The sequence below is a fragment of the Bifidobacterium sp. SO4 genome, assembly GCF_018555355.1.
Lineage (GTDB): Bacteria > Actinomycetota > Actinomycetes > Actinomycetales > Bifidobacteriaceae > Bifidobacterium > Bifidobacterium miconisargentati.
Genome location: NZ_JAFEJP010000001.1, coordinates 226757 through 253462, shown reverse-complemented (window position 1 = coordinate 253462; position 26706 = coordinate 226757). Strand labels below are relative to the sequence as shown.

Annotated in this window: 20 protein-coding genes and 3 pseudogenes; 13 read left to right on the top strand and 10 right to left on the bottom strand. The window is 65.5% G+C overall.

Translation table 11 applies throughout. The features are described from left to right. The first annotated feature begins 16 nt into the window (after positions 1–16). Positions 17–1111, top strand: coding sequence for a class E sortase (locus JS536_RS01065; protein WP_214355509.1), 1095 nt, complete (start codon positions 17–19; stop codon positions 1109–1111). Positions 1112–1437: 326 nt separating this feature from the next. Beyond that, a complete protein-coding gene (locus JS536_RS01060; RefSeq protein ID WP_214355448.1) occupies positions 1438–2082 on the top strand; it encodes a gamma-glutamyl-gamma-aminobutyrate hydrolase family protein in 645 nt (214 codons plus the stop codon). A 142-nt stretch (positions 2083–2224) separates the two neighbouring features. Here JS536_RS01060 and pknB read toward each other — a convergent pair whose 3' ends face one another. The 7 genes and pseudogenes from pknB to JS536_RS01025 all read right to left on the bottom strand — a co-directional run bounded on the left by pknB (position 2225) and on the right by JS536_RS01025 (position 11536). After that, the gene (pknB, locus tag JS536_RS01055) at positions 2225–4294 is read right to left on the bottom strand and encodes a Stk1 family PASTA domain-containing Ser/Thr kinase (protein WP_214355508.1); all 2070 of its coding nucleotides are present in this window, start codon (positions 4292–4294) and stop codon (positions 2225–2227) included. A 5-nt stretch (positions 4295–4299) separates the two neighbouring features. Continuing rightward, the gene (locus JS536_RS01050) at positions 4300–5253 is read right to left on the bottom strand and encodes a serine/threonine-protein kinase (protein WP_214355447.1); all 954 of its coding nucleotides are present in this window, start codon (positions 5251–5253) and stop codon (positions 4300–4302) included. Continuing rightward, positions 5250–6716 (bottom strand): penicillin-binding transpeptidase domain-containing protein, encoded by a 1467-nt coding sequence (locus tag JS536_RS01045; protein ID WP_214304573.1) that lies wholly within the window; start codon positions 6714–6716, stop codon positions 5250–5252. The genes JS536_RS01050 and JS536_RS01045 overlap by 4 nt, the downstream gene beginning before the upstream one ends. A gap of 455 nt (positions 6717–7171) precedes the next feature. After that, positions 7172–8596, bottom strand: a pseudogene (locus JS536_RS01040) (FtsW/RodA/SpoVE family cell cycle protein); the annotation flags it as partial. Further along, positions 8593–10272, bottom strand: coding sequence for a protein phosphatase 2C domain-containing protein (locus JS536_RS01035; RefSeq protein WP_214355446.1), 1680 nt, complete (start codon positions 10270–10272; stop codon positions 8593–8595). The gene JS536_RS01035 and the pseudogene JS536_RS01040, both read right to left, overlap by 4 nt. Before the next feature lie 4 nt (positions 10273–10276). After that, entirely contained in the window at positions 10277–10804 is a 528-nt protein-coding gene (locus JS536_RS01030) for an FHA domain-containing protein (protein WP_214355445.1), read from the bottom strand. A gap of 30 nt (positions 10805–10834) precedes the next feature. Further along, positions 10835–11536 (bottom strand): DUF3662 and FHA domain-containing protein, encoded by a 702-nt coding sequence (locus JS536_RS01025; RefSeq protein WP_094667912.1) that lies wholly within the window; start codon positions 11534–11536, stop codon positions 10835–10837. Between the two features lie 493 nt (positions 11537–12029). Here JS536_RS01025 and JS536_RS01020 point away from each other — a divergent pair, with 493 nt between their 5' ends. From JS536_RS01020 to yddG, 8 genes and pseudogenes are all read left to right on the top strand, one after another. Then, entirely contained in the window at positions 12030–14948 is a 2919-nt protein-coding gene (locus JS536_RS01020) for a prolyl oligopeptidase family serine peptidase (protein WP_214355444.1), read from the top strand. Between the two features lie 336 nt (positions 14949–15284). Continuing rightward, a complete protein-coding gene (locus tag JS536_RS01015; RefSeq protein ID WP_214355443.1) occupies positions 15285–16382 on the top strand; it encodes an alpha/beta fold hydrolase in 1098 nt (365 codons plus the stop codon). A 267-nt stretch (positions 16383–16649) separates the two neighbouring features. Further along, positions 16650–17207, top strand: a pseudogene (locus JS536_RS12005) (substrate-binding domain-containing protein); the annotation flags it as partial. Between the two features lie 525 nt (positions 17208–17732). Then, positions 17733–18335, top strand: a pseudogene (locus JS536_RS12000) (VWA domain-containing protein); the annotation flags it as partial. Between the two features lie 85 nt (positions 18336–18420). After that, entirely contained in the window at positions 18421–19182 is a 762-nt protein-coding gene (locus JS536_RS01005; protein ID WP_346427445.1) for a hypothetical protein, read from the top strand. Beyond that, positions 19179–20279, top strand: coding sequence for a substrate-binding domain-containing protein (locus JS536_RS01000; RefSeq protein WP_214355441.1), 1101 nt, complete (start codon positions 19179–19181; stop codon positions 20277–20279). Before JS536_RS01005 ends, JS536_RS01000 begins: the two co-directional genes overlap by 4 nt. Positions 20280–20393: 114 nt before the next feature. Next, positions 20394–21569: a toxic anion resistance protein gene (locus JS536_RS00995; RefSeq protein WP_240544181.1), complete on the top strand. Its 1176-nt coding sequence runs from the start codon at positions 20394–20396 to the stop codon at positions 21567–21569. A gap of 125 nt (positions 21570–21694) precedes the next feature. Further along, on the top strand, positions 21695–22660 hold the full coding sequence (yddG, locus tag JS536_RS00990) for an aromatic amino acid DMT transporter YddG (RefSeq protein WP_214355440.1): 966 nt from the start codon (positions 21695–21697) through the stop codon (positions 22658–22660). A gap of 165 nt (positions 22661–22825) precedes the next feature. Here yddG and JS536_RS11725 read toward each other — a convergent pair whose 3' ends face one another. Next, a complete protein-coding gene (locus JS536_RS11725; RefSeq protein WP_240544180.1) occupies positions 22826–23179 on the bottom strand; it encodes a hypothetical protein in 354 nt (117 codons plus the stop codon). 71 nt (positions 23180–23250) lie between these two features. Between JS536_RS11725 and msrA the strand changes: the two genes are divergently transcribed. Both msrA and JS536_RS00975 read left to right on the top strand, forming a co-directional pair. Further along, entirely contained in the window at positions 23251–24255 is a 1005-nt protein-coding gene (msrA, locus tag JS536_RS00980; protein ID WP_214355505.1) for a peptide-methionine (S)-S-oxide reductase MsrA, read from the top strand. 2 nt (positions 24256–24257) lie between these two features. Beyond that, a complete protein-coding gene (locus tag JS536_RS00975; protein WP_214355504.1) occupies positions 24258–25055 on the top strand; it encodes a flavin-nucleotide-binding protein in 798 nt (265 codons plus the stop codon). A gap of 4 nt (positions 25056–25059) precedes the next feature. On the opposite strand, the gene JS536_RS00970 is transcribed toward JS536_RS00975, so the two are convergent. After that, positions 25060–25473 carry a HepT-like ribonuclease domain-containing protein gene (locus tag JS536_RS00970; protein ID WP_214355439.1) on the bottom strand — a complete coding sequence of 138 codons (414 nt, stop codon included), beginning with the start codon at positions 25471–25473 and terminating at the stop codon, positions 25060–25062. Positions 25474–25478: 5 nt separating this feature from the next. Then, a complete protein-coding gene (locus JS536_RS00965; protein WP_214355438.1) occupies positions 25479–26057 on the bottom strand; it encodes an XRE family transcriptional regulator in 579 nt (192 codons plus the stop codon). Between the two features lie 236 nt (positions 26058–26293). Between JS536_RS00965 and JS536_RS00960 the strand changes: the two genes are divergently transcribed. After that, positions 26294–26626: a putative heavy metal-binding protein gene (locus JS536_RS00960; RefSeq protein WP_109055977.1), complete on the top strand. Its 333-nt coding sequence runs from the start codon at positions 26294–26296 to the stop codon at positions 26624–26626. Positions 26627–26706 lie beyond the last annotated feature (80 nt).

The following is a 26706-nucleotide window of genomic DNA, read 5'->3' as shown; positions in this document are numbered from 1 at the left end:
CTCGCGCAACGCAGGCATGTCCGGCACCCGTCGCGGCCCGCTCTGGCAGGCGCTCGGCATCGTCGCGGAACTGCTCATCACCGTGGCCGCGATCTGCGCGCTGTACATCGTGTGGCAGATGTGGTGGACCGGCGTGGAATCCGAGCAGACGCAGAACGAGACCCTGCAATCCGTCTCCTGGTCCGATCCGGCGGCCGGAAGCAACGGCAGCGGCACCACGACCATCGCCAAGTCGCAGGAGGGCGACCCGCCCGCCGAACCCGAGAACCCGCAGTACGGCGACCTTATCGCCCAAGTGTACATCCCCCGGTTCGGTTCGGGCTGGCACCGCAACCTGGTGGAGGGCACCACTCTCGAACAGCTCAACCGCCACGGTCTCGGCCGGTACCAGAACAGCCAGCTGCCCGGCCAGGTGGGCAATTTCGCGTTCGCCGGACACCGCAATGGCTACGGACAGCCGCTCGGCGACGTGGACAAGCTGCAGACCGGCGATCCCATCATCATCCGTACCGAGCATTACTGGTACGTCTACCACTACACGCGCTACGAGATCGTGCTGCCCACCGATACGTACGTGATCTCGGCCAACCCCGAGAACCCCGGCGCCGAACCCACCAAACGCATGATCACGATGACCACCTGCGAGCCGAAATACTCCACACCCACGCACCGCTGGATCAGCTACGGCGAGCTGGCCTACTGGGCCAAGGTGTCCGACGGGGTGCCGGCCGAATTGGCCACCACCGACTCGTCCGGTGCAGTGAAATTTGCCGTGAACGAGACGCCGTCCGTGGCCTCGCACATCGGCTCGCTGGACCGTGCGGTGGCGTGGGCCCTCGTGGCATGGGCGATTCTGTTCATCGCCGCCGCCGTGGCTTGGCAATGGCCGGTGCTGCGTGCGATTCGTCGGGGGGAGCGCCGCCGCCCGGACGCGAGCCTGTATGGCGCTTTGGTGCGATTGCAGCCCGGCGTGCTGCCGATCCGACTGCTGCTGGCTGCGATTCTGCTGTTCGCGGCCTCCTGCGCGCTGTTCCAGTGGGGATTCCCCTGGGCCGCCGCGCACATCCCCTTCCTCCAGCAGATGTCCAATTACGTGGCCGTTCCGCAGTAGTGGGAATCGGCCTGCGGCCGATGCTGGGTTTTTCCGCAGACTTTCGTCTGCGTTGCTGCTCTCCCTCCGTCTCGGCTTACGCCGAGCCATCTCCCTCGCCAGAGGGAGGCAAGTCTATATCGCATAGTTCCTTGGCCCCTCTGACGAGGGGGCTGTCAGCGAAGCTGACTGGGGGAGAGAAGAGGCAGGCGGAAGTCTGCGGGAAACACAGCATCGGCCGCAGGCCGATTCCTCACGCCAATTCCTCCTTACTGGAATCAACCCGCATCGCCGCACCCGCACTGAGTAGTATGGCTTGCAGAACACGTCTTCCAAGGAGAGCAAGCATGACTGATTCCGCGCACATTCTGGTGGTGGATAACTACGATTCGTTCGTCTATACGATCGTCGGCTACCTGAAAACCCTCGGCGCCACCGTTGACGTGGTGCGCAACGACGCCATCGATCCCTCTACGCCCGGTGTGTTGGACGGCTACGACGGCGTGCTGATCTCCCCCGGTCCCGGTGCCCCGGCCGAATCCGGTGCCAGCGAGGGCATGATCCGTCTGGCCGCCGAGACCGATACGCCCATGTTCGGCGTATGCCTTGGCTTGCAGGCGCTCGCCGAGGTCTACGGCTGCACGGTGGACCATGCGCCCACCATCATGCACGGCAAGACCAGCCAGGTGGAACATATCGACGACGAAATCTTCGAGGGCGTGGCCAACCCGATGACCGCCACCCGCTACCATTCGCTTGCCGTGGAGCCCGATTCCGTGCCGGACACGCTCGTGGTGACCGCATGGACCGAGGGCGACCACATCATCCAGGGCCTGAAGGTCAAGGGCAAGCATATGTACGCGGTGCAGTTCCACCCCGAATCGGTGATGACGCAGGACGGCTACCGTCTGCTCGCCAACTGGCTCAGGGTCTGTGGCCAGGAGAACGCCGTGGCCAAGTCCGCCGGTCTGCAGCCCAAGGTGACGAAGTAAGGGCCTATTACGCAGTTGGCTCCCCTCGATGAGGGGAGCTGTCAGCGGAGCTGGCTGGGGAATGCCCCGATGGACTCCCCTCAGTCTCACTTCGTTCGACAGCTCCCCTCAGCGAGGGGAGCCAACTGCGTATTTACGGCTATCACTCCGTGGGCGTGGTGGGCTTGGTCTCGCCGCCGTCGGTGGAACCGCCGCCGTTGTCGGTGCTGCCTCCGTTGTTGCCGTTGCCGCCGCTACCGCTGCTGGTGGTGGTGATCGTCACCGTGGAGCCCTTGTCCACCTGCGTGCCGGCACCCGGATTGATGCTCACCACGATGGCCGTGGAGTCGGTGGGGCCGCTGACCGAGACGTTCAGGCCCTCGGCCTGCAGCATGAGCTTGGCGGTCGTATAGGACGTGCCCGCGGCGATCGAAGGCACCGTGACCTGCTGCTTGCCGGTGGACACCCACAGCGTGATCGTGCCGTGCTGCTCGATGGCCACGCCCGAGCCGGGGCTCACGCGCGTGATCGAGCCGGCCGGCACCGTATCCGACTCCTCCTCCTGGAAGTTGAGGGTGAAGTCGTCGCCGTACTCGGCCACCACGGCTTCCTTGGTCTGTCCCACGAGGTTGCTCGGCACCACCGTCATGCCGGTGGACACGTAGATCGTGATGGTCGTGCCCTTGGGCTGCGAGGAGCCGGCGGCCGGATCGGTGCGGGTCACCTTGTCCTTCTCGATGGAGTCGCTGGGCTCGCTCTTGACCGAGCTGTTGACCTTGAAACCGGCCTTCTCCAGCTTGGTGCGGGCCTCGCTCTGGCTCAGGTCCTTGACGTCCGGCACGGACGTGGACTGCGGGCCGTCGGAGAACCAGACCTCCACCTCCGAGCCCTTGGCCACCTTGGAGCCCGCCTCCGGGCTCATCTTGGTGCAGGTGCCGGCCGGTTCGGTGGAGTCGGTGTCGTGCTTCTCCACCATGGTCAGGCCCAGCGCCTTGAGTTTGGCGTTGATGCCGTCCTTGGACGTGTTGGCCGTGCATTCGGGCACGGTGACGGTATCGGCCGCGGCCGAACCCGTGTCACGCAGGACGAACACCAGGCCGAACACGATGGCGATCACCGCCACGATGCCGATGATCGTGCTGATGATGATGGTCCGGCGCTTCTTGGCCTTGGCAGCCGCCGCACGCTGCTTGGCGCGCGACTGCACCGAGGCGAAACTGCCGCTGGCCGGGACGATCTGCTCGAACTGGCCGGTGGCCGGGTTGTACGCGGTGGTGGGCTGGCGGTCCATCTGCACGGTGGGGCTGGCGGTCTCCGCGTTCTTGCGGGCCTGCACGTTGGTCATGTCCGTGAGCGGGTTGAACGCGGCCGCCACGGGCACGCCGCCATTCATGAAGGTCAGGATGTCGTTGCGGAACTCCGCGGCCGTGGCATAGCGGTTCTGACGGTCCTTGGCCATGGCCTTGGCGCAGATGGAATCCCACATCTTCGGCAGACCGGGCACCACGGCGGAAGGCGGCGTGGCAACCTCGGACACATGCTGATAGGCGATGGCCACGGCCGAATCGCCGGTGAACGGCGGACGTCCGGTGAGCATCTCGTAGAGCACGCAGCCGGCCGAATACAGGTCGGAGCGCATGTCCACGGTCTCGCCGCGGGCCTGCTCCGGGGAGAGGTACTGCGCGGTGCCCACCACGCCCTGCGACTGGGTCATCGTGGCCGCGGAATCGTCTAGTGCGCGCGCGATGCCGAAGTCCATGACCTTGACCACGCCCTGCTCGGAGATCATGATGTTGCCGGGCTTGATGTCGCGGTGGATCACACCCATGCGGTGCGAGTAGTCGAGGGCGCTGAGCACGCCGAGCATCACCTGTTCGGCGTCGCGCTGGCTCAGGGAGCCGTTCACCTTGAGGATGTCGCGCAGGGTCTGGCCCTTGACGTACTCCATGACCAGGTACGGCAGCAGTTCGGTCTGGCCGTTCTCGCTGGAGACGGTCTCCTCGCCGGAATCGTAGATGTTGACGATGTTTGGGTTGTTCATCTGCGCCACGGCGTGCGCTTCACGGCGGAAGCGGGCCAGGAAGATGTCGTCGTTGGCCAGGTCGGCGCGCATGATCTTGATGGCCACGGTGCGGCCCAGACGGGTGTCGAGGGCCACGTGGACCTCGGCCATGCCGCCGCGGCCGATGAGCTGGCCAAGCTGGTATCGGCCGCCGGCCAACGCAGTAGGCATGCTGCTCATTGCTTCTTCCTTCCAATCCTTGAGACCGGGGTCTCCAATACGATGCGCGGCGTGCTCGTGACCCTGCGCGGCAGGCGGCCTCCGGACGCGATCGTGGCGGTCCGGTCGGTCATTTCGGTCTGCTGGTCAAGCAGGCGGCGTTCGATGCGAGCCAGCGTGCGGGAGACCACAAGCGCGTCCTTCGGACGGTCCAGCGGGTCCTTGGCCAGCATGGACATGACGAACTCGCGCAACTGCACGTCCACCGAATCGGGCAGCGGCGGCACCGGGTCGTTCACGTGCGCGGCCGCGATGTCCACCGGCGTGGTGCCGGTGAACGGGCGATGGCCGGCCAGACCCTCGTAGGCCACCACGCCCAGCGAGTAGATGTCCGACTGGGGCGTGGCCTGCTGGCCCTGCGCCTGCTCGGGGGAGATGTACTGGGCGGTGCCCACCACCATGCCGTCCTGGGTGATCTGGCCCTGGCCGGTGGAGTAGCTCACGCCGAAGTCCGTGATCTTGACCTGGCCGGAGTCGGAGACCATGATGTTGGCCGGTTTGACGTCGCGGTGGATCACCCCGTGGCTGTGCGCCACGAACAGGCCGCGCGCGGTCTGGATGAGGATCGGCAGCAGCTCGGTGGCGTCCATCGTTCCCTTCTCATGGAACAGGTCCGCCAGCGACTTGCTCGGCACGTACTCCATGATGAGGAAGCCGATGCCGTCGTGCTCGTAGTATTCAAACAGCGCGGCGATGTTCGGGTGCGCGAGGTTCGCGGAATTGTGGGCCTCGGCGCGCAGTCGGCGCAGCTTGGCCTCGGCATTGGTCACGTCCGAACGCAGGGCCTTGATGGCCACCTCGCGGCCGAGCTGGATGTCGTAGCCCTTCCAGACCTCACCCATGCCGCCCTGTGCGAGGCGGGAATCCAAACGATAACGTCGGTGAATCAGCTGACCTTCGATCAGTCTCATTGCTGCAGCGCCTCCTGAATCATCGCACGCATGATCGGGCCAGCGGCGAGCGAACCGTATACGTCAGTGTTGTGCACCAGCACGGCCACGGCGATCTGCGGATCGTCCGCCGGGGCGAAGCCGATCACCCAGCCGTCGATGCTGGTGTTGCCCACGCCGATCTGCGCGGTGCCGGTCTTGGCGGCCACCTGGATGCCGTCGATGGCCAGTTGCGGGTTGGCCTGGGTGACCACCTGCTCCATCATCTGGGTGAGCTTGTCCGCCGAATCCTTGCTGAAGACGTTCGCCATGACCTGCGCCTTGGTCTGCGAGAGCACGGTCAGGTCGGAGGCGCGCACGCGGTCCACGAGGGTGGGGCGCATGAGCTTGCCGTCGTTGGCGATGGCCTGGGCCACCATCGCCATCTGCAGCGGCGTGGCCGTGGTGTCTCCCTGGCCGATGGAGGCCAGCGCGAGCTTGTCGTCGGTCGGATCGGTGGGGAAGGTGGATGCGGTGGCCGTCATCGGGGTGCCGGTCGCGTCCGAGCCGTCGATGGTGATGGTACTGCCGAAGCCGAGCTTGGTGGCCATGTCGGAGACCTTCTCGGAGCCGAGCTTGACGCCCAGCTGGGCGAATGCGGTGTTCGACGACCATGCGATGGCGTTCTGCAGTGTGATCTGGCCGTTGGTGCCGTCCGCCTGCGATTCGGCGTTCGGCAGCTGGGTCACCGTGCCGGGCAGCGTGTAGGAGGAACCGGCCGGAATCTGCGTGTCCGGCTCGTAGTCGCCGGTCTCCAGCGCGGTGGCGGCCACGATGGTCTTGAACGTGGACCCGGGCGGATAGAGCTGCGAGGTGACGCGGTTGATGAGCGGGCTGTCCTGGCCTGCGGACAGTTCCTGATACGCCTTGGCGGCGGCCTTGGTGTCGTGCGTGGCCAGCTGGTTCGGGTCGTAGCTCGGGGTGCTTACCATGGCCAGGATGCGGCCGGACTTGACCTCGATGGCCACGGCCGCGCCGTCGCGCGAGCCGAGCTGGTCGTAGGCCACCTGCTGCAGCTTCGGGTCGATGGACGTCTCGATGGAGGCACCCTGGTTGGAGCCGCCGGTGAGCAGCGCCTTGGTGCGCTGCCACATCAGTGCGTCGGCCTCGCCGTTGAGCAGCATGCTGCGGGAGGCCTCAAGGCCGCGGTCGGCCGTCTGGGTGATGGAGAAGAAGCCGGTCACGGGCGCGTACAGCGGGCCGTTGGAGTAGACGCGCTGGTACTTGAAGGCGTCGTTGATCGGCTCGGATTTGGCCATTACCGTGCCGTCGGAGGCCAGGATGGCACCGCGGTCGGCACCGAGCTGGTGGTAGAGCGAACGGGCGTTGCGCGAATCGTTGTTGAGCTCGTTCGCGCGTACGGCCATGAGGATAGTAGAGGACAGGCCGAGCACCACGAACAGCGCCACCACGGCGGTGAAGAGCTGGCGCAGATACTTGTTCATACGCGGTCACCTCCGTTGACGGGTGGAATGGGCGGTAGGGAAGCGGTCCGGGTGGACGGCTCGGGGATGTCGAAGCGCGAGGGATCCTGACGGGTGATGTCGATGATCGGGTCGTCGTCATCGAGGTCGTTGGCGCCATCCGGGCTGCCGAAGCCGGGGAAGCCGGAGAACGGGTTGTCCTCGGCGGCGTGCGCGGCATGGGCTCCGTGGGCGGCATGCGAGGCATGGCCTGCGTGCGGGGCCGGGGGAGCGGGGATATCGGCGAACGATGCGGTCGGCGCGAGGGCCTGAGTGGACGTTGCCGTGTCCGGGGCGGCCGGCTGTGCGAATGATGCCGATGGTGCCGGCTGTGTCGGTTGCCCGGATTGCCCCGATCGCGTAGCCGCGGCGGCCTGGCCGGCCTGCGCCGCATAGGCCACCTGCTGCGCCACGGCTTCGGTTCCGGTCGCGTCCGCGGATGCCGAAGCGGACGCGCTGCGCGGCTTGACGATCTCCTCGGTGGCGCGTGCGCGGGCCTTGAGTTCCTTGTCTCGCAGCACCGCCAGCGCCTCGTACTGGAACGTGTCCGAGGTCAGCTCCGGTTCCGGTGCGTTGGCCGCGTTGGAGATCACGATGAGCAGCGCCGCCAGGATGTAGTTGGCGATGAGGCTCGAGCCGCCCGCCGCCATATACGGCAGGGTCAGGCCGGTCAGCGGGATGACGAGCGTGATGCCGCCCACCACGGTGAACACCTGGAACGCCATGGTGAACACCAGGCCGGAGGCCAGCAGCTTGCCGAAGCCGTCCTTGACCTTCATGGACGTGATGAAGCCGGAGGCCACGATGATCAGGTACATCATCAGGATGGCCAGCAGGCCCACCAGGCCGAGCTCCTCGCCGAGGGCCGCGTAGATGAAGTCCGAGTTGGCGAACGTGGTCAGGGCCGGGTGTCCCTGGCCCAGGCCGGTGCCGAGCAGGCCGCCGGAGGCCAAGCCGAAGATGCCGGTGACCAGCTGCCACGAGCCGCCGTATTCCTTGTTGTATTCCTCGGCGCTGAACGGGTGCAGCCAGGCGTCCACGCGCTGGCCCACATGGCTGAACATGCTCGCGGCGAGCACGGCGCCTGCCGCGAAGGCGATCAGGCCGATGATGATCCAGCTCTTGCGGCCGGTGGCCACGTAGAGCATCGCCACGAACATGGCGAAGAACATGAGCGAGGTGCCCAGATCGTGCTGCATGATGAGCACGCCCATCGAGGCGAACCACACGATGATGATCGGGCCCAGGTCCTTGATGCGCGGCAGCTGCAGGCCAAGCACCTTTTTGCCGCCCACGGCCAGCTGGTCGCGGTGGTCGAACAGGTAGGCGGCGAAGAAGAACGCCAGGAACAGCTTGGCGAACTCGCCGGGCTGGAACTGGCCGAGACCGGGGATCTTGACCCAGATGCGCGCGCCGTTGACCTCCTCGCCGATCACGGGCAGCATCGGGGAGAGCAGCAGTACCAGGCCCACCACCATGGAGACGTACGAGAACCGCCGCAGCACGCGGTAGTCCCTGAGGAAGATGATGATCGGTGCCACGAGTACCAGCGCCAGGCACAGCCAGAGCAGCTGGCGCGTGCCCACGGACTTGCCCATGCTCTGGTCGATGCGGGCGATCATCGTCACGCCGGTGCTGGTCAGCAGCAGCACGCAGGGGATGATCGACTGGCTCGCGTATGGCTGGAATCGGATGGTCAGGCCCCATAGCACCAAGAACAGCGCCACCACGACCGCCAGCATGATGAGGTACTGCTGCGGGAACTCGCCGGTGGTGCGCTGGAACATCTGGACCAGGCCGAGAGCGCTCACCGCCATCGCGAAGATGAGCAGCGAGATCTGGCGCAGGCGGGTTGCGATCATTGCGCACCCCCCGTGGCGGCGTCGTCCGCCGCGCCGATGTCCGGGTTGGACGAATCGGAGGAACCGGAATCACCGGACGAACCGGAGTCATTGGACTTGTCGGATGAAGACGAATCGGACGAATCGGCCTTGGCCTGCGCCTTCTCGGCGCTCTTGGTCACGGCCTCGGCCTTCTCCTCGGCCGCCTTCTCCTGCTGTTGCTGAAGTTTGATCATTTCACTGCGGATGATGTTCACATGCGACTGCGCCTCGGCCAGCGAATCCACCGTGATGCCCTGCTTGAGTTGGTCACGCCAGGTGGTCGGCAGCTCGGAGGAGGTGATGTCCGTGCGCTCCACCGCGTGCGAGAGCTCCAGGCCGAACACGTTGGTGGGGATGCCTTGGTAGATGGTCACCTTGCCGCTGCTGGTGCCCACGTAGTAACGGGTCTGGCTCCAGGCGTACCCGCCCCAGGCCGCGCCGGCCAACGCCAGCAGCGCCAACACGCAGCCGATCACCACGGCGATGGTGCCGCGGCGCTTCTTGACGCGCTTGGCCTTCTTCTGCTCCACATGCTCGGCATGGATGGCCTTGGCCACCTCCGGGTCGTTGGGGTCGGCGGACAGGCGTCCGTCGGTCTTGAGGACCACCGGGATCTCGCCGGTGTCCGGGTTGGCACGTTCGCCGTTCTCCTCGCGCACGGTGGACGGCTGGGCCACGCGCACCGTGCCGGGTTCGGTGGCGGGCGCGTCGTCGGCGTCCTCGTGGGCGCTGGCCGGCTGGATGAGCGCGGCCGCGCGGGCGGCGGGGGAGTCGTCCTCGCGCAGGGCGGGCGCGGTGGCCACCGGTTCGTTGATGATGTCCGCGATGGGCTCCAGGTTGCGGCTGGCCGCGCCGCCGATGAGCGGCGTCTGGTGCGGCAGGTCGAAGGCGTCGGCGTCGAGGGCCAGTGTGGCGTCCGCGATCACGGCGGTCACGTTGTCCGTGCTGCCGGCGCGCAGGGCCATCTGCACGAGCCGTTGGGCGCACTCGCCCTGATCGGCCAGCGAGGTCATGGTCTCCTCGATGGTGGAGTCCTCCAGCACGCCGCACAGGCCGTCCGAGCACAGCAGCCAGCGGTCGGCCGGGTGGGCCTTGCGGATGGAGATGTCCGGGTGCGGGTCGATGTCGAAGTCGCCGAGCACGCGCATCACCACGTTGCGCTGGGGGTGGTTCTTGGCTTCGGCGGGCGTGATGCGGCCGGTGTCGATGAGGTGCTGGACGTAGCTGTGGTCGCAGGTGATGCGGCCCAGATGGCCGTCGCGCAGCAGATAGGCGCGCGAATCGCCGATGTGCGCGATCACCCAATATCCGGCCACGAGGGCCACCGCGGTCACGGTGGTGCCCATGCCGGCGAGTTTGCGCTCGCGCTTGGCCTTGCCCACGATCGCGTCGTGCGCGGCCATGACGGAGGTTTCCATCATGCGGGAGATGGTTTCGATGTCGCCGCCGGTGTCGTCCTGTTCGATGTGCGCCAGTGAGCGGATGGCGATGGAGGAGGCCGTGTCGCCGCCGGCGTGACCGCCCATGCCGTCGCAGATGGCGATGAGATGCTCGCCCGCGAAGGATGAGTCCTGGTTGTTCGCGCGCACCGTGCCCACGTCGGACACGGTGGTGGAATACAGGAAGAGCGGTTGTGAAACGGCGGAATTGGGCATGCGGCTACCTCAGTTCGAAGGTGGTGGCGCCGATGCGCACGGGCACGCGGGCGGGCAGGATGGTCGGACGGTTGATGCGCTGCAGGTTCACGACCGTGCCGTTGGTGGAGTTCAGGTCCTCGATGGCCCACTGGCCGGCGCGGGGATCCTTGTAGACGCGCGCATGGTGGGAGGAGACGAACTCGTCGTCCAGGACCACGGTGTTCGAAGCGGCGCGTCCCAGCGTGATTTCGGAGCCGCTCAGCGGCACGGAGCTGCCCGCCAGCGGTCCGTCGATGATCACCAGGAGGGCAGGCTCCGCCCCCGACCCGGCGGTCGGTGTGCGGTGTGCGCGTACGGGGGACTGCGGCTGCGGGATCTCGGCGTTGGCCTTATGGGCCTCACGCTCGCGTTCACGGCGACGGCGTGCGCGCGAGGGACGGGGGCTGAACGTCTCGATGTCCCGGTGCAGGGAACGCACGCACAGCCATACGAAGACCCACAGCAGGATCAGGAATCCGTACTTGAGTAGGGCGAATGTCAGTTCGGTCATGGATGCCGACTTTCGGGCGGGTACGCTCGATTACTCCTGGGCTTGCGCCGAGGCCCAGTAGAGGATGCGCGTGCGGCCGATGGTGATGGTGTTGCCGTCCAGCAGCGTGGCGGCGGGCACCTGATGGCCCTCCACGTACGTGCCGTTCGTGGAGCCGAGGTCGCGGGCGATCACGCCGTTGTCCGTGATGTCGATCTCCAGGTGCTTGCGGGAGATGCCCGGATCGTCGATGACGATGTCGCAGCCGGAGCCGCGGCCGATCACGGTCTTGTCCTTGGTGAGCAGGTACTGGTTGCCGTTCACCTCGAGCACCGGGCTGTCCTCGGTCTGCGCGTCCGTGGTGACGGGCACGGCGTTGCCCTGCACGGATTCGGAAGTGAGGTTGAAGTTGCCCTTGGACAGGTCCAGATCCTCTTCGAAGATCACGACCACCGGGCCCACGAAAGCGTAATGCTGGCTCTTGGCGTACTCGGTGAGGTTGTCCGCCAGCTCATTGGCCAGGGTCTCGCTTCCCCACGCTTCGATGCGGTCGAAGTCCGGCGTGCTGAGCTTGAAGCGGTATTCGTTCGGGGCCACGGTGCGGTCGCGGCCCACCGGCATGGCCTCGGCGTCGATCTCGCGCTCCAAGGCGCTGGAGAGGTCGACAGGCTGCAGATCCTTGGAGCCGAATTTGGCGAACACTCCGTTGACTGCACCCTCCACGCTTTTTTCAAAACGGTCGAGAACGCTCATAGTCATCCCTTTCTAATCTTCACCTATCCTACGCGGCAATGGGAATTTGGGGCAAAAAACCATCCCCCAGCGTGGTTATGGGTGCAAAATTTACAAAAATTAGGGCTTCCTATGGGCGCGGCGCACCACCCGGCACCACATCGCTTCGGGGACTTCTCAGCGACGGCAGAGGGCCGGCGGTTGGCCATCAGACTGCACTGACGGGCCGTGGCGGCGGTGGAGAGCCAGGCTTTGGCCTTGCGCCGTCGCTGAAAACGGATTTGGCGACGTTTGCGGACCAAGGTATGGCCGGATGCCGTCGCTGAAAACGGATTTGGCGACGTTTGCGGACCAAGGTATGGCCGGATGCCGTCGCTGAGCGATTTCACCGGAGGTGGCGTGCCGGCCCTTGGCCCGCTGCCATCACTGAAGGGCATCCGGCGACCGTTTGCGACGGCGAAGTGCCAGCTTCCGACCGTCCGGCATCTCCGCACAACGGCGTAGGTTGTAAGGCATGAGCGAAACGACTGATACCAACGATGCCATCAAGGATTTCCCCCGCCGCAAGGCCCGCACGCTGCGGTTCACCTGCGGCGCGCCGCGGTCCGCGAAGGTGATTGCGGACGGCTCCCGCGCGTTGTTCCTGCGCTCCGACGGCCCCGAGGATCTGGTCACCGCGCTGTGGCTGAGCTGGTTCGATGCCGACGGCGAACATCACGAGACCAAACTCGCCGACCCGCGTGAACTGCTGGGCGGCAAGGCGGACAGCGAGGACGTGCCGGCCGAGGAGCGCGCCCGCCGCGAACGCGCGCGCGAGGGTGGTGCCGGCATCGTGGGTTATTCGGTGTCCGATGCGGGCGATCGCGTGGTGTTCACCATCAACGGCCGCCTGTTCATGACCGAGATCGGCGAGGCGGATGCCGATGGCAGCGTGACCTGGCCGGACGAATACTTCGACGGGACGGATGGGAGCGAGACCGGTGCGACGACCACGCCCGTTGCTCGGACACGCGAGCTGGCCGGTGCATGGCTGGACGAGGATCCGGACATGTACGCCCCGGTGCTCAACCCGCGCATCGCCCCTGACGGCACCCATGTGCTGTACACCACCGGTTCGTACCTGATGCTGGTGGACATCGGCGATTGGCCGGCCGAGGCGGCCGATGGCACTGTCGTCAACGAGTCCGGCGACGGCATCGCGGAGGTCCCGGCCGGCGAGCTGGCCGACGGCGTGGACGTCGAATCGGACGCCGTCGAGGAGGCCCTGAGCGAGGGGTTGTACGGCGAGGACACTGACGATGAACCGGACGGTCTCGCCGGCTCCGACGGCGACGATGAGGACGGCCCGCTGGACGACCGCATCACCGCGATCTACGGCGTGAGCGTGGAGGACGAGGACGGCAACCCGGCCGAGAACACCTGGAAGATCGGCCTGGCCGAGTTCGTGGCCGGCGAGGAGATGGACCGGTACGACGGCTTCTGGTGGTCCCCGGACTCGCAGCATGTGATGTTCGAATCCTTCGACACCACTGACGAGCCGATCTGGTACATCAGCGATCCGGCCGATCCGGAGGCTCCCGCTGCCGGCCGACGCTATCCTCGCGCGCTGACCCGCAACGCGGATGTGTATCTGACCGTGATCTCCTTGGCGTTCGACGCGGACGACCGGTACGTGGGCATCACCGCCAACGCGGATGTGGACTGGGACCGCGAGGCGTACGAATACGTGGCCGCCGTGAATTGGAGCGAGGGCCACGACCCGCTGTTGCTCGTGCAGAACCGCCGCCAGACCCGCGACCAGGTGCTTGAGGTGGCCGTGGCCGCCGCGGAGGAGCCGGAGACGTTGGACGGCAAGGCCTCCGAAGGCTGGCGTGCGGCGCAGAGGGCCGTTGAGGCTGAGGACGTTGACGAGGAAGGTTTCGGCGTCGGTGCCGATGCCGAGATGCTTGTACCCGCCTTTGGTGCGACGCGCGTGTTGGAGGAGCATGCGAACGACCAGTGGATTGACCTGGTGGCCGGCACGCCCGCCACCACGCCGGACGGTCGTCTGATTTGCGCCCTGAATGATATGGACGCGGACACCAACCGTCTGACCGTGGACGGCCGCCCGTTCACGCCGGCCGGCTGGAACGTGCGCGAGGTGCTGCACGCGGATGACGCCGGGGTAATGGCCGTGGTCCAGCGCGAGCCGGATACGGCCGAACTGCCGTCCGTCTGGGCCGCGGCCGGCGGCGAACATGACGCCTGCAGCTTCGATGTGGTGCTGTTCGATTACGACGGTTCGCATGACGGCGGCGCGGTGCCCGTCACCACGCGCCCCGGTGTCTGGACGGCTTCGGCCGGCCCGCGCGGCATGGTCGTCTCCGGGCGCGACATGGAACACGCCCACGCGCACATGACCCACTACTTCACGCCGGGTGCTGTTTGTGCCGGTATCGATGATTCGTCGTTCTTCTCCGGCTCCCCTCTTCGAGGGGAGCTGTCGTCCGAAGGACGACTGAGGGGAGCTGCGACGGAGGAACTCCCCTCAGTCAGCTCCGCTGACAGCTCCCCTCAGGGAGGGGAGCCAGAGGCTGTCGTCGGGGAGACTGAGAGCGGCCGCGGCTTCTTCGCGGACATCGCCAACTACGCGGCCGAACCCGGTTTCACACCGAACATTCGCTTCACGCGCCTCGGCGAGCATCGCCTTTACGCGGCGATCATCGCGCCGAGTGCCAATAGCCCGTACGCGCGCGCCGAGAAACTGCCGGTGCTTATGAAGCCGTACGGTGGCCCCGGCCATCAGCAGGTCGTGGATTCGCAGTCCTTCTACTGGGATGCGCAGTGGTGGGCCGACCAGGGCTTCCTGGTGGTCACCGCGGACGGCCGCGGCACCACCGGTCGCGGGCCGAAGTGGGATCGCGCCATCTTCGAGAACATGAAGGACGTGACCCTGGCCGATCAGATTGAGGCCGTTCGCGCTCTGCCCGAAGCGGTCGCCGCGCTGGACGAGACGGAACCTGTCCCTGCACCCGACCTTGACAAGGTATGCATGATCGGCTGGTCGTATGGCGGCTTCCTCTCGGCGCTCGCCGTGCTGGACGCGCCGGACGTGTTCAAGGCCGCGTGCGCCGGCGCCCCGCCCACCGACTGGACGCTGTACGACACGCATTACACCGAGCGCTATCTGGGCCTCGACCCCGAGGTGTACGCGCACAACGGCATCATCCAGGACGCCCCGAAGCTCGAACGCCCGCTCATGCTCATCCACGGATTCGCGGATGACAACGTCACCATCGCCCACAGCCTGCGGCTCTCCCAGGCACTGATGGCGGCGGGCCGGCCGCACACGTTCCTGCCACTCACCGGCATCACCCACATGACCAACGACGAGACCGTGGCCGAGAACCTGCTCATCCTCCAGCGCGACTTCCTCAAGGACGCGCTGGCCTGATGGGCGGTCGAACGCCGGTTGATTCGGCCGTCGAAGGCCGCGCAGCGATCGTTTGATGTTAGAAGCCGCAGTCTCCTGGCATCAAACGATCGCAAAAAGCTCATGTAGCGATCGTTTGGTGTTAGATGGACTGCACTTCTATCATCAAACGATTGCGAATTGGGCTTTTGGCGATTGTTTGGTGCTAGAAGCCCTGCACTTCTATCACCAACCAATCGCTGGAGGGCATGGGGTGACGGCATAGATAGCCACGGCGTGGGCCGGAAGCAACCGTCACGCCACCCGAATCTGCCCGGTAATCGGCCGCCGCGGACCCTCTGCCCTAAGATAAGGGGCATGCAGGTGACGATGATCGACGAACGCACGTATGCCCAGACCATGACGGACATGGTGGTGCCCGCATTGGAGCAATGCCGCACCGAAGGCTGGTTCGACCCGGCCACCGCCGAACGCGCCGCCGGCCTCGAACCGCTGGTCGGTGACGTGATCGGCGACAACGGCAGCCACCCCGGCCAGCTGCACTACCTGTGCTACGACGCCGCCAAATTCGACGCCATCCGCGAGGAAGGGGCCACCGCCACCTTCCGCGGCGCCGTCGTGATCAGCCACGGTTTCACCGAGTTCGCCGAAAAGTACGACGAGCTGGTCTGGTACTTCCTGCTCGCCGGCTATTCGGTGTGCGTGCTCGACCATCGTGGCCACGGCAAATCCGCGCGCAACGTGGAGAACCGCTGCATGGTCTGGATCGACGACTGGCGTCGCTACGTGGTCGATCTCGCCGCGTTCGCCCAGACCATCGGTCAGCAGTACGCGGCCGGCATGCCCCTGAACCTGTTCTGCCATTCGATGGGCGGCGGCATCGGCGCGGCCGTGCTGGAGCAGTACCCCACCCTGTTCGACAAGGCGGTGCTGTCCGCCCCGATGATCGCCCCCGCCACCGGCATGCCGCTGGGCGTGGCGCGCGTACTCGTGGGCGTGCTGTGCAAGCTCGGCTTCAGCCACAAGCGCGTGTTCGGCCAGGGCGACTTCACGCCCGAATTCTCGATGAAGGGCAACGAAGGCGCCTCCGAGGCCCGCGAACGCTGGTACTTCAAGCTGCGGTGCGAGAACCCCGAATATCAGACCTACTGCGCGGCCTTCGAATGGGTGCGTCAGGCGCTCAAGATGAACCGCGCGGTGTTGAGCCCCTCGGCCTGCTCGGAGGTGGAGACGCCGATCCTGCTGTTCCAGTCCGGCCGGGACATCTGGGTGCTCAACAAGCCGCAGAACCGGTTCGTCGAACTGGTCAGGGACGGCGGCGGCGAGGCGACCATCGTGCGCTTCCCCGAATCGCGTCATGAGATCTTCTCGATGCCGAACAGCACGTTCCGCCCCTACCTTGAGCAGATCCTCAAGTTCTACGACGATCCGATGATCGCCAGCGCCTCCTACTGAGGCTGCATCTCGGCTCCCCTGTCAGGGGCTGTATCGTTCTCGCGCTGTTCTTCCCCGTGCCGGTGCCTTGGCTCCCCTTGTCAGGGGAGCTGTCACCGCAGGTGACTGAGGGGTAGTCCCCAAGATATATTCCAGCTCGGCAAATCCGCCCTCTTCTGATTGAAGACTACATAACCGAATGTAGCTCTTCATCGAGAGTTCACCGTGCGGTCATCTTGCGGCCCGGCCCGCTTCAAATGGCGGGAGAACAATGGAAGCATGGACATCATGTCTTCCCTTCGCCGCCGCGCCGCCGCGGTCGTTGCCGTGATCGCCGCCGGCGCGTTGACGCTTGCCGGCTGTTCCCTGCTGCCCGATGGCGGCAACAGCAACGCGGACGCCGCATCCGACGCCAACATGCAGACCTTCACGCCCGCCGACGGCAAACCCACCGCCACGCTGAACGTGGCCTCCGGCTCCGAGAACAAGGAAGTCGCCACCGCCATCCAGAAGGCCGCGGACGCCTCCAACGTAGCCATCACCATGCACTACATGGGCTCGCTGGAGATCATGAACGCGCTCAAGGCCGGCGGACGGGACTACGACGCCGTCTGGCCCGCCTCCTCCATGTGGATCTCGATGGGAGACACCAAGCACGTGGTCAAGGACGCCGCCAGCACGTCCACCACGCCCATCGTCTTCGGCATCGCCAAATCCAAGGCCGTATCCCTGGGATGGGCGGACTCGAACGGCACCACCAAACCCGTGAGCACCGCGGACATCATCGAGGCCGTCAAGAAGGGCGACCTCAAGTTCTCGATGACCTCCGCCACCCAGTCGAACTCCGGCGCTTCCGCCTACCTGGCCTTCATGACCGCCCTGCGCGGCGGCGACGGGCCGCTCACCGACGCCGACCTCAAGAACGCCGATCTCAAGACCCAGGTCAAGACGCTGCTGTCCGGCGTGGACCGCTCCTCCGGCTCCTCCGACTGGCTCAAGGACATGGTGGTGGCCAATCCCGACCGCTTCGATTCGATGGTCAACTACGAATCGCTGGTCATCCAGGCCAACAAGACGCTCGAAAAGAACGGCCACGACCCGCTGCTCGCGGTCTACCCGGCGGACGGCATCGCCATCTCCGATTCCCCGCTCGGCTATGTGGACCGCGGCCAGAACCTCAAGGACGCCTTCGACTCCTTCGCCAAGGCGCTCGCATCCAAGGACTCCAAGCTGGAGTTCGAACGCGCTGGCCGCCGCACCGGACTGGGCGGCGTGCTCGCCTACGCATCGGACAGCAAGGTCAAGGAATCCTTCCGTACGGACTGGGGCATCAATACGGACGGCTCGGCCCTGAAGACCATCCCTCTGCCCGCCGCATCCGTCATCAACAGCGCGCTTAACGTCTACCAGACCGCCTTGCGCAAGCCCAGTTGGACCGTGTGGGTGGTGGATTATTCCGGCTCCATGTACGGCGACGGCAAGGACGGCGTGGTCAAGGGTCTCAACGCCGCACTTGACCCGGCCAAGGCCAAGGCCGCGTACATCGAGCCCGCGGACGACGACGTGAACATCCTCATCCCCTTCGAATCCGAGGCGCACAACCCCATCAAGGCCACCGGACAGGATACCGACAAACTGCTGCACGATGCCGAATCCACCGAAGCCAGCGGCGGCACGGACATCTACCTCGGCCTTGACGAGGCCCTCAAGCAACTGCCCAGCGAATCCGAGGCCTCGAAGTACACCACCGCCATCGTGCTCATGACGGACGGCCGGTCGGAAACGGACAACCAGTCGTCCTTCGAAAGCGACTACAAGAGCGACGGCCGCGACCTGCCGATCTTCTCCATCATGTTCGGCGACGCCGATCCGAGCCAGCTCAAGTCCCTCGCCTCGCTGAGCAACGCCAAGGTGTTCGACGGCCGCTCCGGCGACCTGGCCGCCGTGTTCCGTCAGGTCAAGGGATTCAACTGATGGTTCGACTGATGGGCCGGTCTGCCGGTGAATCGATGGTCGCGGCCGGTGAAGCGTGCACGGTACTCGCGGAAAGGAGCGCACAGTGCTGCAGGTGATATGCGGATTCGTGGCCGGCGCGCTGCTCGCCGGGCTGGGCTTCTGGCTCGCCGGCGGCGGCGTGGTGGGCATGGGCGTGGCCGTGGTGCTGGCCGCGCTGGGCTACGTGGCCGCCTCCACGCTCACCGAGCCCGAACGCCGCATCGGCAAGATTCTCGTCTCCGCGCTGCCGAACGGGCAGAAGGCCGCCGACGCCATCGACGCCGCCAATACGCGGCTCAACGGCATCGGCATGCTGCTGCGGCAGGTGCGCGACCCCGTGGTGCGGAAGGAAGCGAACGATTTCATCGTGGCCACGCAGGACCTGGTGAAGTACGTGGCGCGGGATACGTCCGCCTACGCCATCCTGCGTCACTACATCACCGTGTACGGCGGGCAGACCGAGAAACTGCTGCGCTCGTACGTGGACGTGGAAAGCTCCGGCGCGCGCGACCAGGTGGCCAAGGCACGGCAGGAGACCACCGAGGCGTTGCAGGTGCTGGAACAGACGGCGGCCGGCGAGCTGAGCCGCGCGGTGAGCGCCAAGACACTCGGCATCGCGGCCGATTCCGACGCCATCCAGCGTTTGGCCCGCATGGACGGGTACGACACGGACACGGCGGCGGCCGGCAGCGTACCTCCCGCCGTACAGGTAGCGCAGGCCGACGGCACCATCAAGCCGCCGGCTGAAGGCCCGACCGCCCAGCAGGCCCCCACGCCGGACCACCCGGCGCCGTCGGAGCCGAGAACGGAGCAACAGCAATCATGAAACTCTCCAAATCCAAGATCATCGGTCTCATCGCCCTGCTCGCGGTGGTGGCCGTGGTGTGCGGCACGCTGGTCTGGCGGCAGGCCCAGCCCAAGCCCGCCGCGCCGGTCGAGCAGGTGAAAGTGACCGGCTACCTCGGCGGCGAGAAGATCGGCCTGTTCGACGACGCCAAATTCAAGGCCGCAGCCGCCAAGCAGGGACTCGACATCGACTACCGCAAGGCCGGCTCGCTGGCCATGATGGACGCCGATCGCTCCGGCATGGACTACCTGTTCCCCTCCTCGCGCGCGGCCGTGGAATACGGCAACGCCAAGGGCGTCAAGGCCCAGCAGAGCGACATCGTCTTCAACTCGCCGATCGTGCTGTACACGCACAAGGCCGTGGCGGACGGGCTGGTCGCGGGCGGGCTCATCACCAAGGACCAGAACGGCGTCTACCACATGGACATGGCCAAGGCCGTGGACGCGATGGAGAACAACAAGACCTGGGCGGACGTGGGATACGCGGCAGGCTACGGACAATTCCGCATCGACTCCACCGACCCGGTCCAGTCGAACTCGGGCAACGAATACGCGGCGCTCATCGCCACGGTGCTCAACGGCGGGCAGCCAGCCACCGTGGATTCGGTCACGCGCGACGGCTCCAAAATCGCGGACATCTTCGCCAAATCGGGCTGGATGGAGACCTCCTCCGAAGACTCGTTCAACCAGTTCCTTACCCTCGGCGTGGGTTCCAAGCCGATGATGGTGGGCTACGAATCGCAGATCCTGGACCTGGCCGTGAACCAGCCGGACGCCTTCAAGCAGATCAAGGACGACGTGACCATCGTCTACCCCACGCCCACCGTCTGGAGCACGCACACCGTGATGGCCCTGGACGACAAGGGTGTGAAACTGCTGAACCTGCTCAAGACGCCGGAAATCCAGAAACTTGCGTGGGAGCGTCACGGCTTCCGCGCGGCCAACTTCGTGGGCACGGACTCCATCAGCCGGTTCAAGGTGCCCGGCACGCTCGACCAGATCCCCGCCGTCTCCGAACTGCCCAACAACGACGCCATGCAGAAACTCATCGCCACCCTCCAGGGCGTTAAGCAGTAGCCGTCATCCCTTGTCGGCGCTGGTTTTCTCGGCTCCCCTTGTCAGGGGAGCTGGCTCGCACAGCGAGACTGAGGGGTAGTCAGCACGAATGTCATGTACGAAAGGATCCACACCATGCCCAACCAAATCACCCTCGCGGACCTCACCAAGGGCGCATCTCCCGTAACCAGTCCGTCGCTCGCCACCGCCGGTGCCGCGAGCGGCGAGCTCGTGCCCAGCGCCGCCGAAGCGCAGGCCGCCGCGGCCCTGACCCCGGACCAGCAGATCGCCAAGCTGCCGGCCGCCGACCAGGCCACCGTCAACCAGCTTGCCGGCCAGATCGACTTCACGCGCGACGGCATCGAATCCAGCTACGGCAAGGACGCCCAGCGCGCCACCTCCACCTTCGCCGACGAGATCCTCTCCGACACCCGCTCCAAGGACACCGGCGAGGCCGGCGAACTGCTCAACACCATGCTGGTGACCATCGATGAGGCCGAGCTCGGCGGCTTCCGCAAGCTGCCCATCATCGGCCAAGTGGCCGTCTCCATCGACAAGCTGCGCCGCCGCTACCAGAAGGTGGACGCGCAGATCGACGAGATCATCACCAAGCTCGAGGCAGCGCAGGCCAAGCTCGTGGCGGACATCTCCATGTACGACACGATGTACCAGCAGAACGCCCAGCAGTACCGCGAGCTCAAGATGACCGTGCTGGCCGGCAAGAAGGCGCTCGCCGACTTCCGCGCCACCCAGCTGCCCGCGCTGGAGGCCGAGGCCGCCAAGAGCGGCGACGCCATGCAGGCCCAGGTCCTCAAGGACTTCAAGTCCAAGCTCGACCGCTTCGAGAAGCGACTGGACGACCTCGACCGCATCTCCGTGGTGACGCTGCAGACCGCGCCGCAGATCAAGATCATCCAGAACGCCGATCAGACCATCGTGGACAAGATCGACACCACCATCTCCACCACCATCCCGGTGTGGAAGAGCCAGATGGTGATCGCGCTGGGCCTGTCCAACCAGCGCAAGGCCCTCGACCTGCAGAACAAGGCCGACGACGTGACCAACAAACTGCTCCAGCGCAACGCCGCCGCCCTGCACAAGGGCGCGGTGGACGCCGAGAAGGCCAACCAGCGTTCCGTGGTGGAGATCGACACGTTGGAGAAGATCAACTCCGAGCTCATCGCCACCCTCAAGGAGACCGTGCAGATCCAGAAGGAGGGCAAGGCCAACCGTGAGGCCGCGCAGGTCAAGATGCGCCAGATCGAGTCCGACCTCAAGCAGGCCTTCCTCGAAAACGCCCAGCAGATGTGACTTGGTAGAGTAGCCTCAGCGATTCCATGCATCGCGCCCGTCGTGTATGGCTCCCCTCGCTGAGGGGAGCTGGCCGCATAGCGGACTGAGGGGAGTCACATCGAGGCAAGGGGAGTGAACGAGCGATGGCGTCGAACACGTCGGAACCGGAGAACCAGCACGGCAAGGCCAGCGCGGCCGGCAACCTCGTCGGCGGCCACGTCGTCTCCGCCAGAGCCACGGTGGTGGGTCTGCTGGCCATCGTGCTGTGGAGCTTCATGGCCGGCACCGTGCGCATCGTGGCCGAGGACTTTGGCGCCACGCTCGGTTCGGCCCTCATCTACACGTTCGGCGGCATCCTGCTGCTCATCTTCCGGCGCCCGGCGCCGCTGCGCGAATTCCCACGGAAATACCTCATCGTCGGCGGCCTGCTGTTCGTGTTCTACGAATCGTCCATCTCCCTCTCGCTGGGCCTGGCCTCGACTGCCGCGTCCTCGGTGGAGGTGAGCCTGGTCAATTACCTGTGGCCCACGATGATGGTGCTGCTCACCGCTGCCGTCTCGCATCGTCACCACGCGGTGCTCAAGGTGCTGCCCGGCGCGATAGTGGCCACCGCGGGCGTGGCCCTGGCCGTCGGCGGCAATTCCGGACTTGACTGGCATGCGGCCGCGCAGCATATCGCGGAGAACCCGCTGCCGTACGTGCTGGCGTTCCTCGGCGCGTTCGCCTGGTCCATCTACGCGGTGTTCACCCCCGCATGGTCGCAGGGCGTGGATGGCACGTCGCTGTTCTTCCCGTGCGTGGCGGTGGCGCTGTGGATCATCCACTTCACTTCGGGCGAGGGGCTGCCGGCCACGATGCCGGGGCCGCTGGCATGGCTGTTCGTGCTGGTGGCCGCCGCGTCGATCGGCGGGGGCTATGCCTGCTGGGGCTACGGCATCCTGCACGGTTCGATGGAGCGGCTGGCCATCGCCTCCTACGCCACGCCGGTGCTGTCCACCGCGGCCAGCGCCGTGCTGCTGGGTCTGGCGCTTGCCTTGCCGTTCTGGTGCGGTGTGGCGCTGGTCGTGGCCGGTTCGGTGCTCAACTACTTGGTTACCGCGCGGAAGTAGCGCTTGATTGCGGCAGGAAGTGGCTGTTTCTGGCTCCCTCTGTTAAGCCAGGATTGACAGGAGTTCGTCATTAATCGCAGGATGAGCTGGCGGCGGAGCCGACTGAGGGGTAGTTCCGTCGGATTCGTGTCACTCTCGGTGTAATGGAGCCTTTTAGCTTTCCTCTTACTTGCCCCGGCGCTCGGACGGCCTGCGCAGCGGGTCGAGCAGCGTATCCGGGTTGGAGATGCCGAGCATACTGCGCCCGCCGGTCGATTCCGGGTGATGGGCCAGAATCGCCAGCGAAATCGCGCCCGGAATCATGATGATCGCGGCAATCGCCGCCAGTCCCCAGCTCACGAAGATTCCGATGCCGACCAGTACGACCGCAACCACCGCGATTGCGCCGATGATGGTCGCCCGGGCCTGCTTCGGCCCCGATGCCTTGGTCCATGTGCCTTTCGCCGTCTTCGTTGCTTTCGGCGCTTTTGGCGCAGAGCCGCCGTTCCGCTGTGGGCGCTTGTCATCCGTATTCGTCATACCCATCAGCATATGCCCATGGACGCAGGCTGGTGAACGTTCCCGCTGGCGGACGTTCGGCTCGTAGTAACGTGAATTCCATGAGCGAGCACAACGGTACTTCAACACAGATCGCATACTTCGCCGGCGGCTGCTTCTGGGGGCTCGAGCGGTACTTCCAGAACGTCGACGGCGTCACGGACACCACGGTCGGCTACGCGCAGTCCAAGGTGGAATCGCCCACCTACGAGCAGGTCTGCTCGGGCGCGACGGACGCGGCCGAAACCGTGCAGGTCACGTTCGACCCGTCGCAGGTGAGCCTGCGTACGTTGGCACTGCTGTTCCTGGAGGTCATCGACCCGTTCTCCGTGGACCGTCAGGGCGAGGACACCGGCCGCCAGTACCGCACCGGCATGTTCTACGCGGACGACGCGCAGAAGTCCGTGTACATCGCCGCGTTGGAACAGCTGGTGGACCGCCAGCCGCAGCGTCCTGCTGTGCTGGTCGAGCCGCTGCGCAACTTCTACCCGGCCGAGGCGCATCATCAGGACTATCTCATCAACAATCCCGGCGGCTACTGCCATGTGCCGATCGCGGCCATCGCGAACGTGAAGCGCCGCCAGAAATACGTGGAACGGATCTGGGACCTGACGCTGGAGCAGTTCGCGGTCACGCAGAACGCCGCCACCGAGCGTCCGTTCGTCAACGAGTACGACGAGGAGTTCGAGCCGGGCATCTACGTGGACATCGTCAGTGGTGAGCCGCTGTTCTCCTCGCGCGACAAGTTCGATTCCGGCTGCGGCTGGCCGGCGTTCTCTCGCCCGCTTTCCGATTCGCTGCTGACCGAGCATGAGGACCATCGCATTCCCGGCCGCGATCGCATCGAGGTGCGCACGGCGGAGACGCAGATTCACCTGGGCCATGTGTTCGAGGACGGCCCGGCCGACCGCGGCGGCCTGCGCTACTGCATGAACTCGGCGGCCCTGCGGTTTGTGCCGCGCTCGCGGATGGAGGCCGAGGGTTACGGCGACTGGATTCCCGCCGTGGATGGCACCGATACGGGTGCCGCCAACGCCGCGAAGGGCGACGAGTCATGAGCATGGAGAACGTGCCGCCGGCTGCTGAAACCGGCTCGGCATATCCGGCGCATCCGCGGCCGAGGAAGCGGGAAGACGAGCATACGGTCGCTGGCGAGCATCGTCCGATGCGCCGCGCCGATCGCGAGGTGACCGATCCCGCGCAGATCGCCGCGATTATCGACGGTTGCGACGTCGTGGAGATGGCGTACGCGGACGCCGAGGGACTGACCATCGTGCCGCTGAACTTCGGGTATGAGTACTCGGCTGATGCGGCGGGTGCGGTTGGCGTGGTTGTCGTGAATGGTCCGGCTGGTTCGGTTGATTCAGCGGGTACGACTGATTCGACCGGCTTGACTGATTCGACCGGCTTGACTGATTTGACTGACCTGGCTGATTCGATTGGCACGAATGCCGCCGCGGCGACCGGCAATCGCGTCGATCCTGCCGGTGCGCCTGGCCATCTGACGCTCTGGTTCCACTCCGCCCCGCGCGGCCGCAAGCTCGACGCGATTCGAGCCGCCGGCAATCGCCTCCCGGTCGCCTTTACCATGCAGACCGACTGCGAGGTGGTGGCCGGCCGGACCGCATGCAACTGGGGCGAGGCGTTCAAGTCGATCGTCGGCAACGGCGCCGCCTCGCTGGTCGACAGCCTGGACGAGCGCCGCCGTGGTCTGCAGGCCCTCATGGCCCAGCAGGCGCACATGCCGCACGTCGAATTCACCGACGCCCAGCTCATGAGCGTGTCCGTCTGGAAAATCGAGGCCGACTATTTCACTGTCAAGGTCCGCCCCAAGCCCGGTCCGGCGCACCGGGGCTAATCGTTCACATGGAATCTATGGCGTCTACGATGGGGCGAAGTCGTGCCGCCAGCTCCGATGCATCGTGCATGACGGTGTCATAGAGTGATTCAACGTCGATTTCGTCGTAATCGTGAACCAGTACGTTGCGAAGCGCGCGGAGCTCGGCCCAAGGCAAGTCCGGCATTGACTGACGGCAGCTTCCGGAGAGCCGGCGAGCACATTCCTGAGCCTGCGTCATTTCCATGGCGACGGAATTGAAGCGCATGCGATCGGCGAACAGATCATCGGGCGATTGGGTGCCTCGCGCGTCTTCGATGGCATGGTTGAGATGCTCCAGCAGGCGGATAAGGGTGGTTTGGTCACGGAAGAGCTGGTCGCTATGAATTATGGGCGCGGTGCTATCCCGGTAACCCGCCTGGTGTAGGACGTCGTTCATGGGTGTCAGGCCACCTTAATCATGTCTTTGGCGATGTGTTCGAGGAATCGTTGGCTGGCCCGGCTTCGTTGCGCGTTGCGGAGCAGCGAGTCGTATGAAGTCAGCGACACCTTGCGGCCGGTCATCGATTCCAAGTCGTCAGTAAGCCGTTGCATTGTCATCATCGAATGCGAAGCGCCGGGTTTGAGCCGATACAGCAAATCCACGTCGGAATCCGGTCGTGCCTCACCGCGCGCCACGGAGCCGAAAACGTACATGTCCGCGATGTCGTATCGCTCGACGAGCTGGGAGATGATCAGTCGTAATGTGACGATTTCGAGTGTGCTGTCATGAGAAGCGCTCGGATTGCCGGCTGGTCTTTGATCCGGGAGTGGCTGGACTGCGGCGCCGTGACCAGTACCTGTATCGCCCATGATGATGCTGCGTAACGAGTTCTCATAGCGCTGCAGGAAGTCCTGTGTTGGGTTGCCGTCGCGCTCTGCGCGAGACACTGCCGACTGCGTGGTCCCCATCATCGCGGCCACGCTGGCTTGATTGATATGTGCGCGCAGTCGTTCTTCGCGCAGTTCCCCAATCGTCTTCATGCCACGAATATAGCATATGTGCTATACGACTGGTCTGTAGATCCGTCTTTCGCGGTGTTTTCTGCATCAAATCACGCCAATATGAGGCAGAAAACCGTCCTATGGTGCAGAAAATGATGCAGAAAAGCCAACGTATGGCTGTTTGCCGCTACTGAAGAGCACTTGCCAATACCAAGCGGTTCAGCCAGTATGGGTTATGGATACCGATTGAACCAGCGAGCCAAAGGAGACCCACGATGATTCTCGTCACCACCACGCCATCCGTCGACGGATACACCATCACCAACTATCAGGGCATCGTGTTCGGCGAGGTCGTCTCGGGCGTGAACATGTTCAGGGACATCGGCGCGAGCTTCCGCAACGTGTTCGGCGGCCGCAGCCAGGGTTATGAGGAGGAGCTGCTGAACGCCCGCAACGAGGCCATCGCCGAGATGCAGCAGCGTGCCGAGGCGATGGGCGCGCATGCGGTGGTCGGCGTCGACATCGACTACGAGGTGCTCGGCACGGACGGCTCCATGCTCATGGTCACCGCCTCCGGCACAGCTGTGCAGCTCGCGCGCAAGGCCTGAGGCCGGCAGCCGAACGCGAACGGGAACGACCCGCCGCGCGATTCATCGACTATTCATCCGAGCTCGCGCGATTCCGGCCC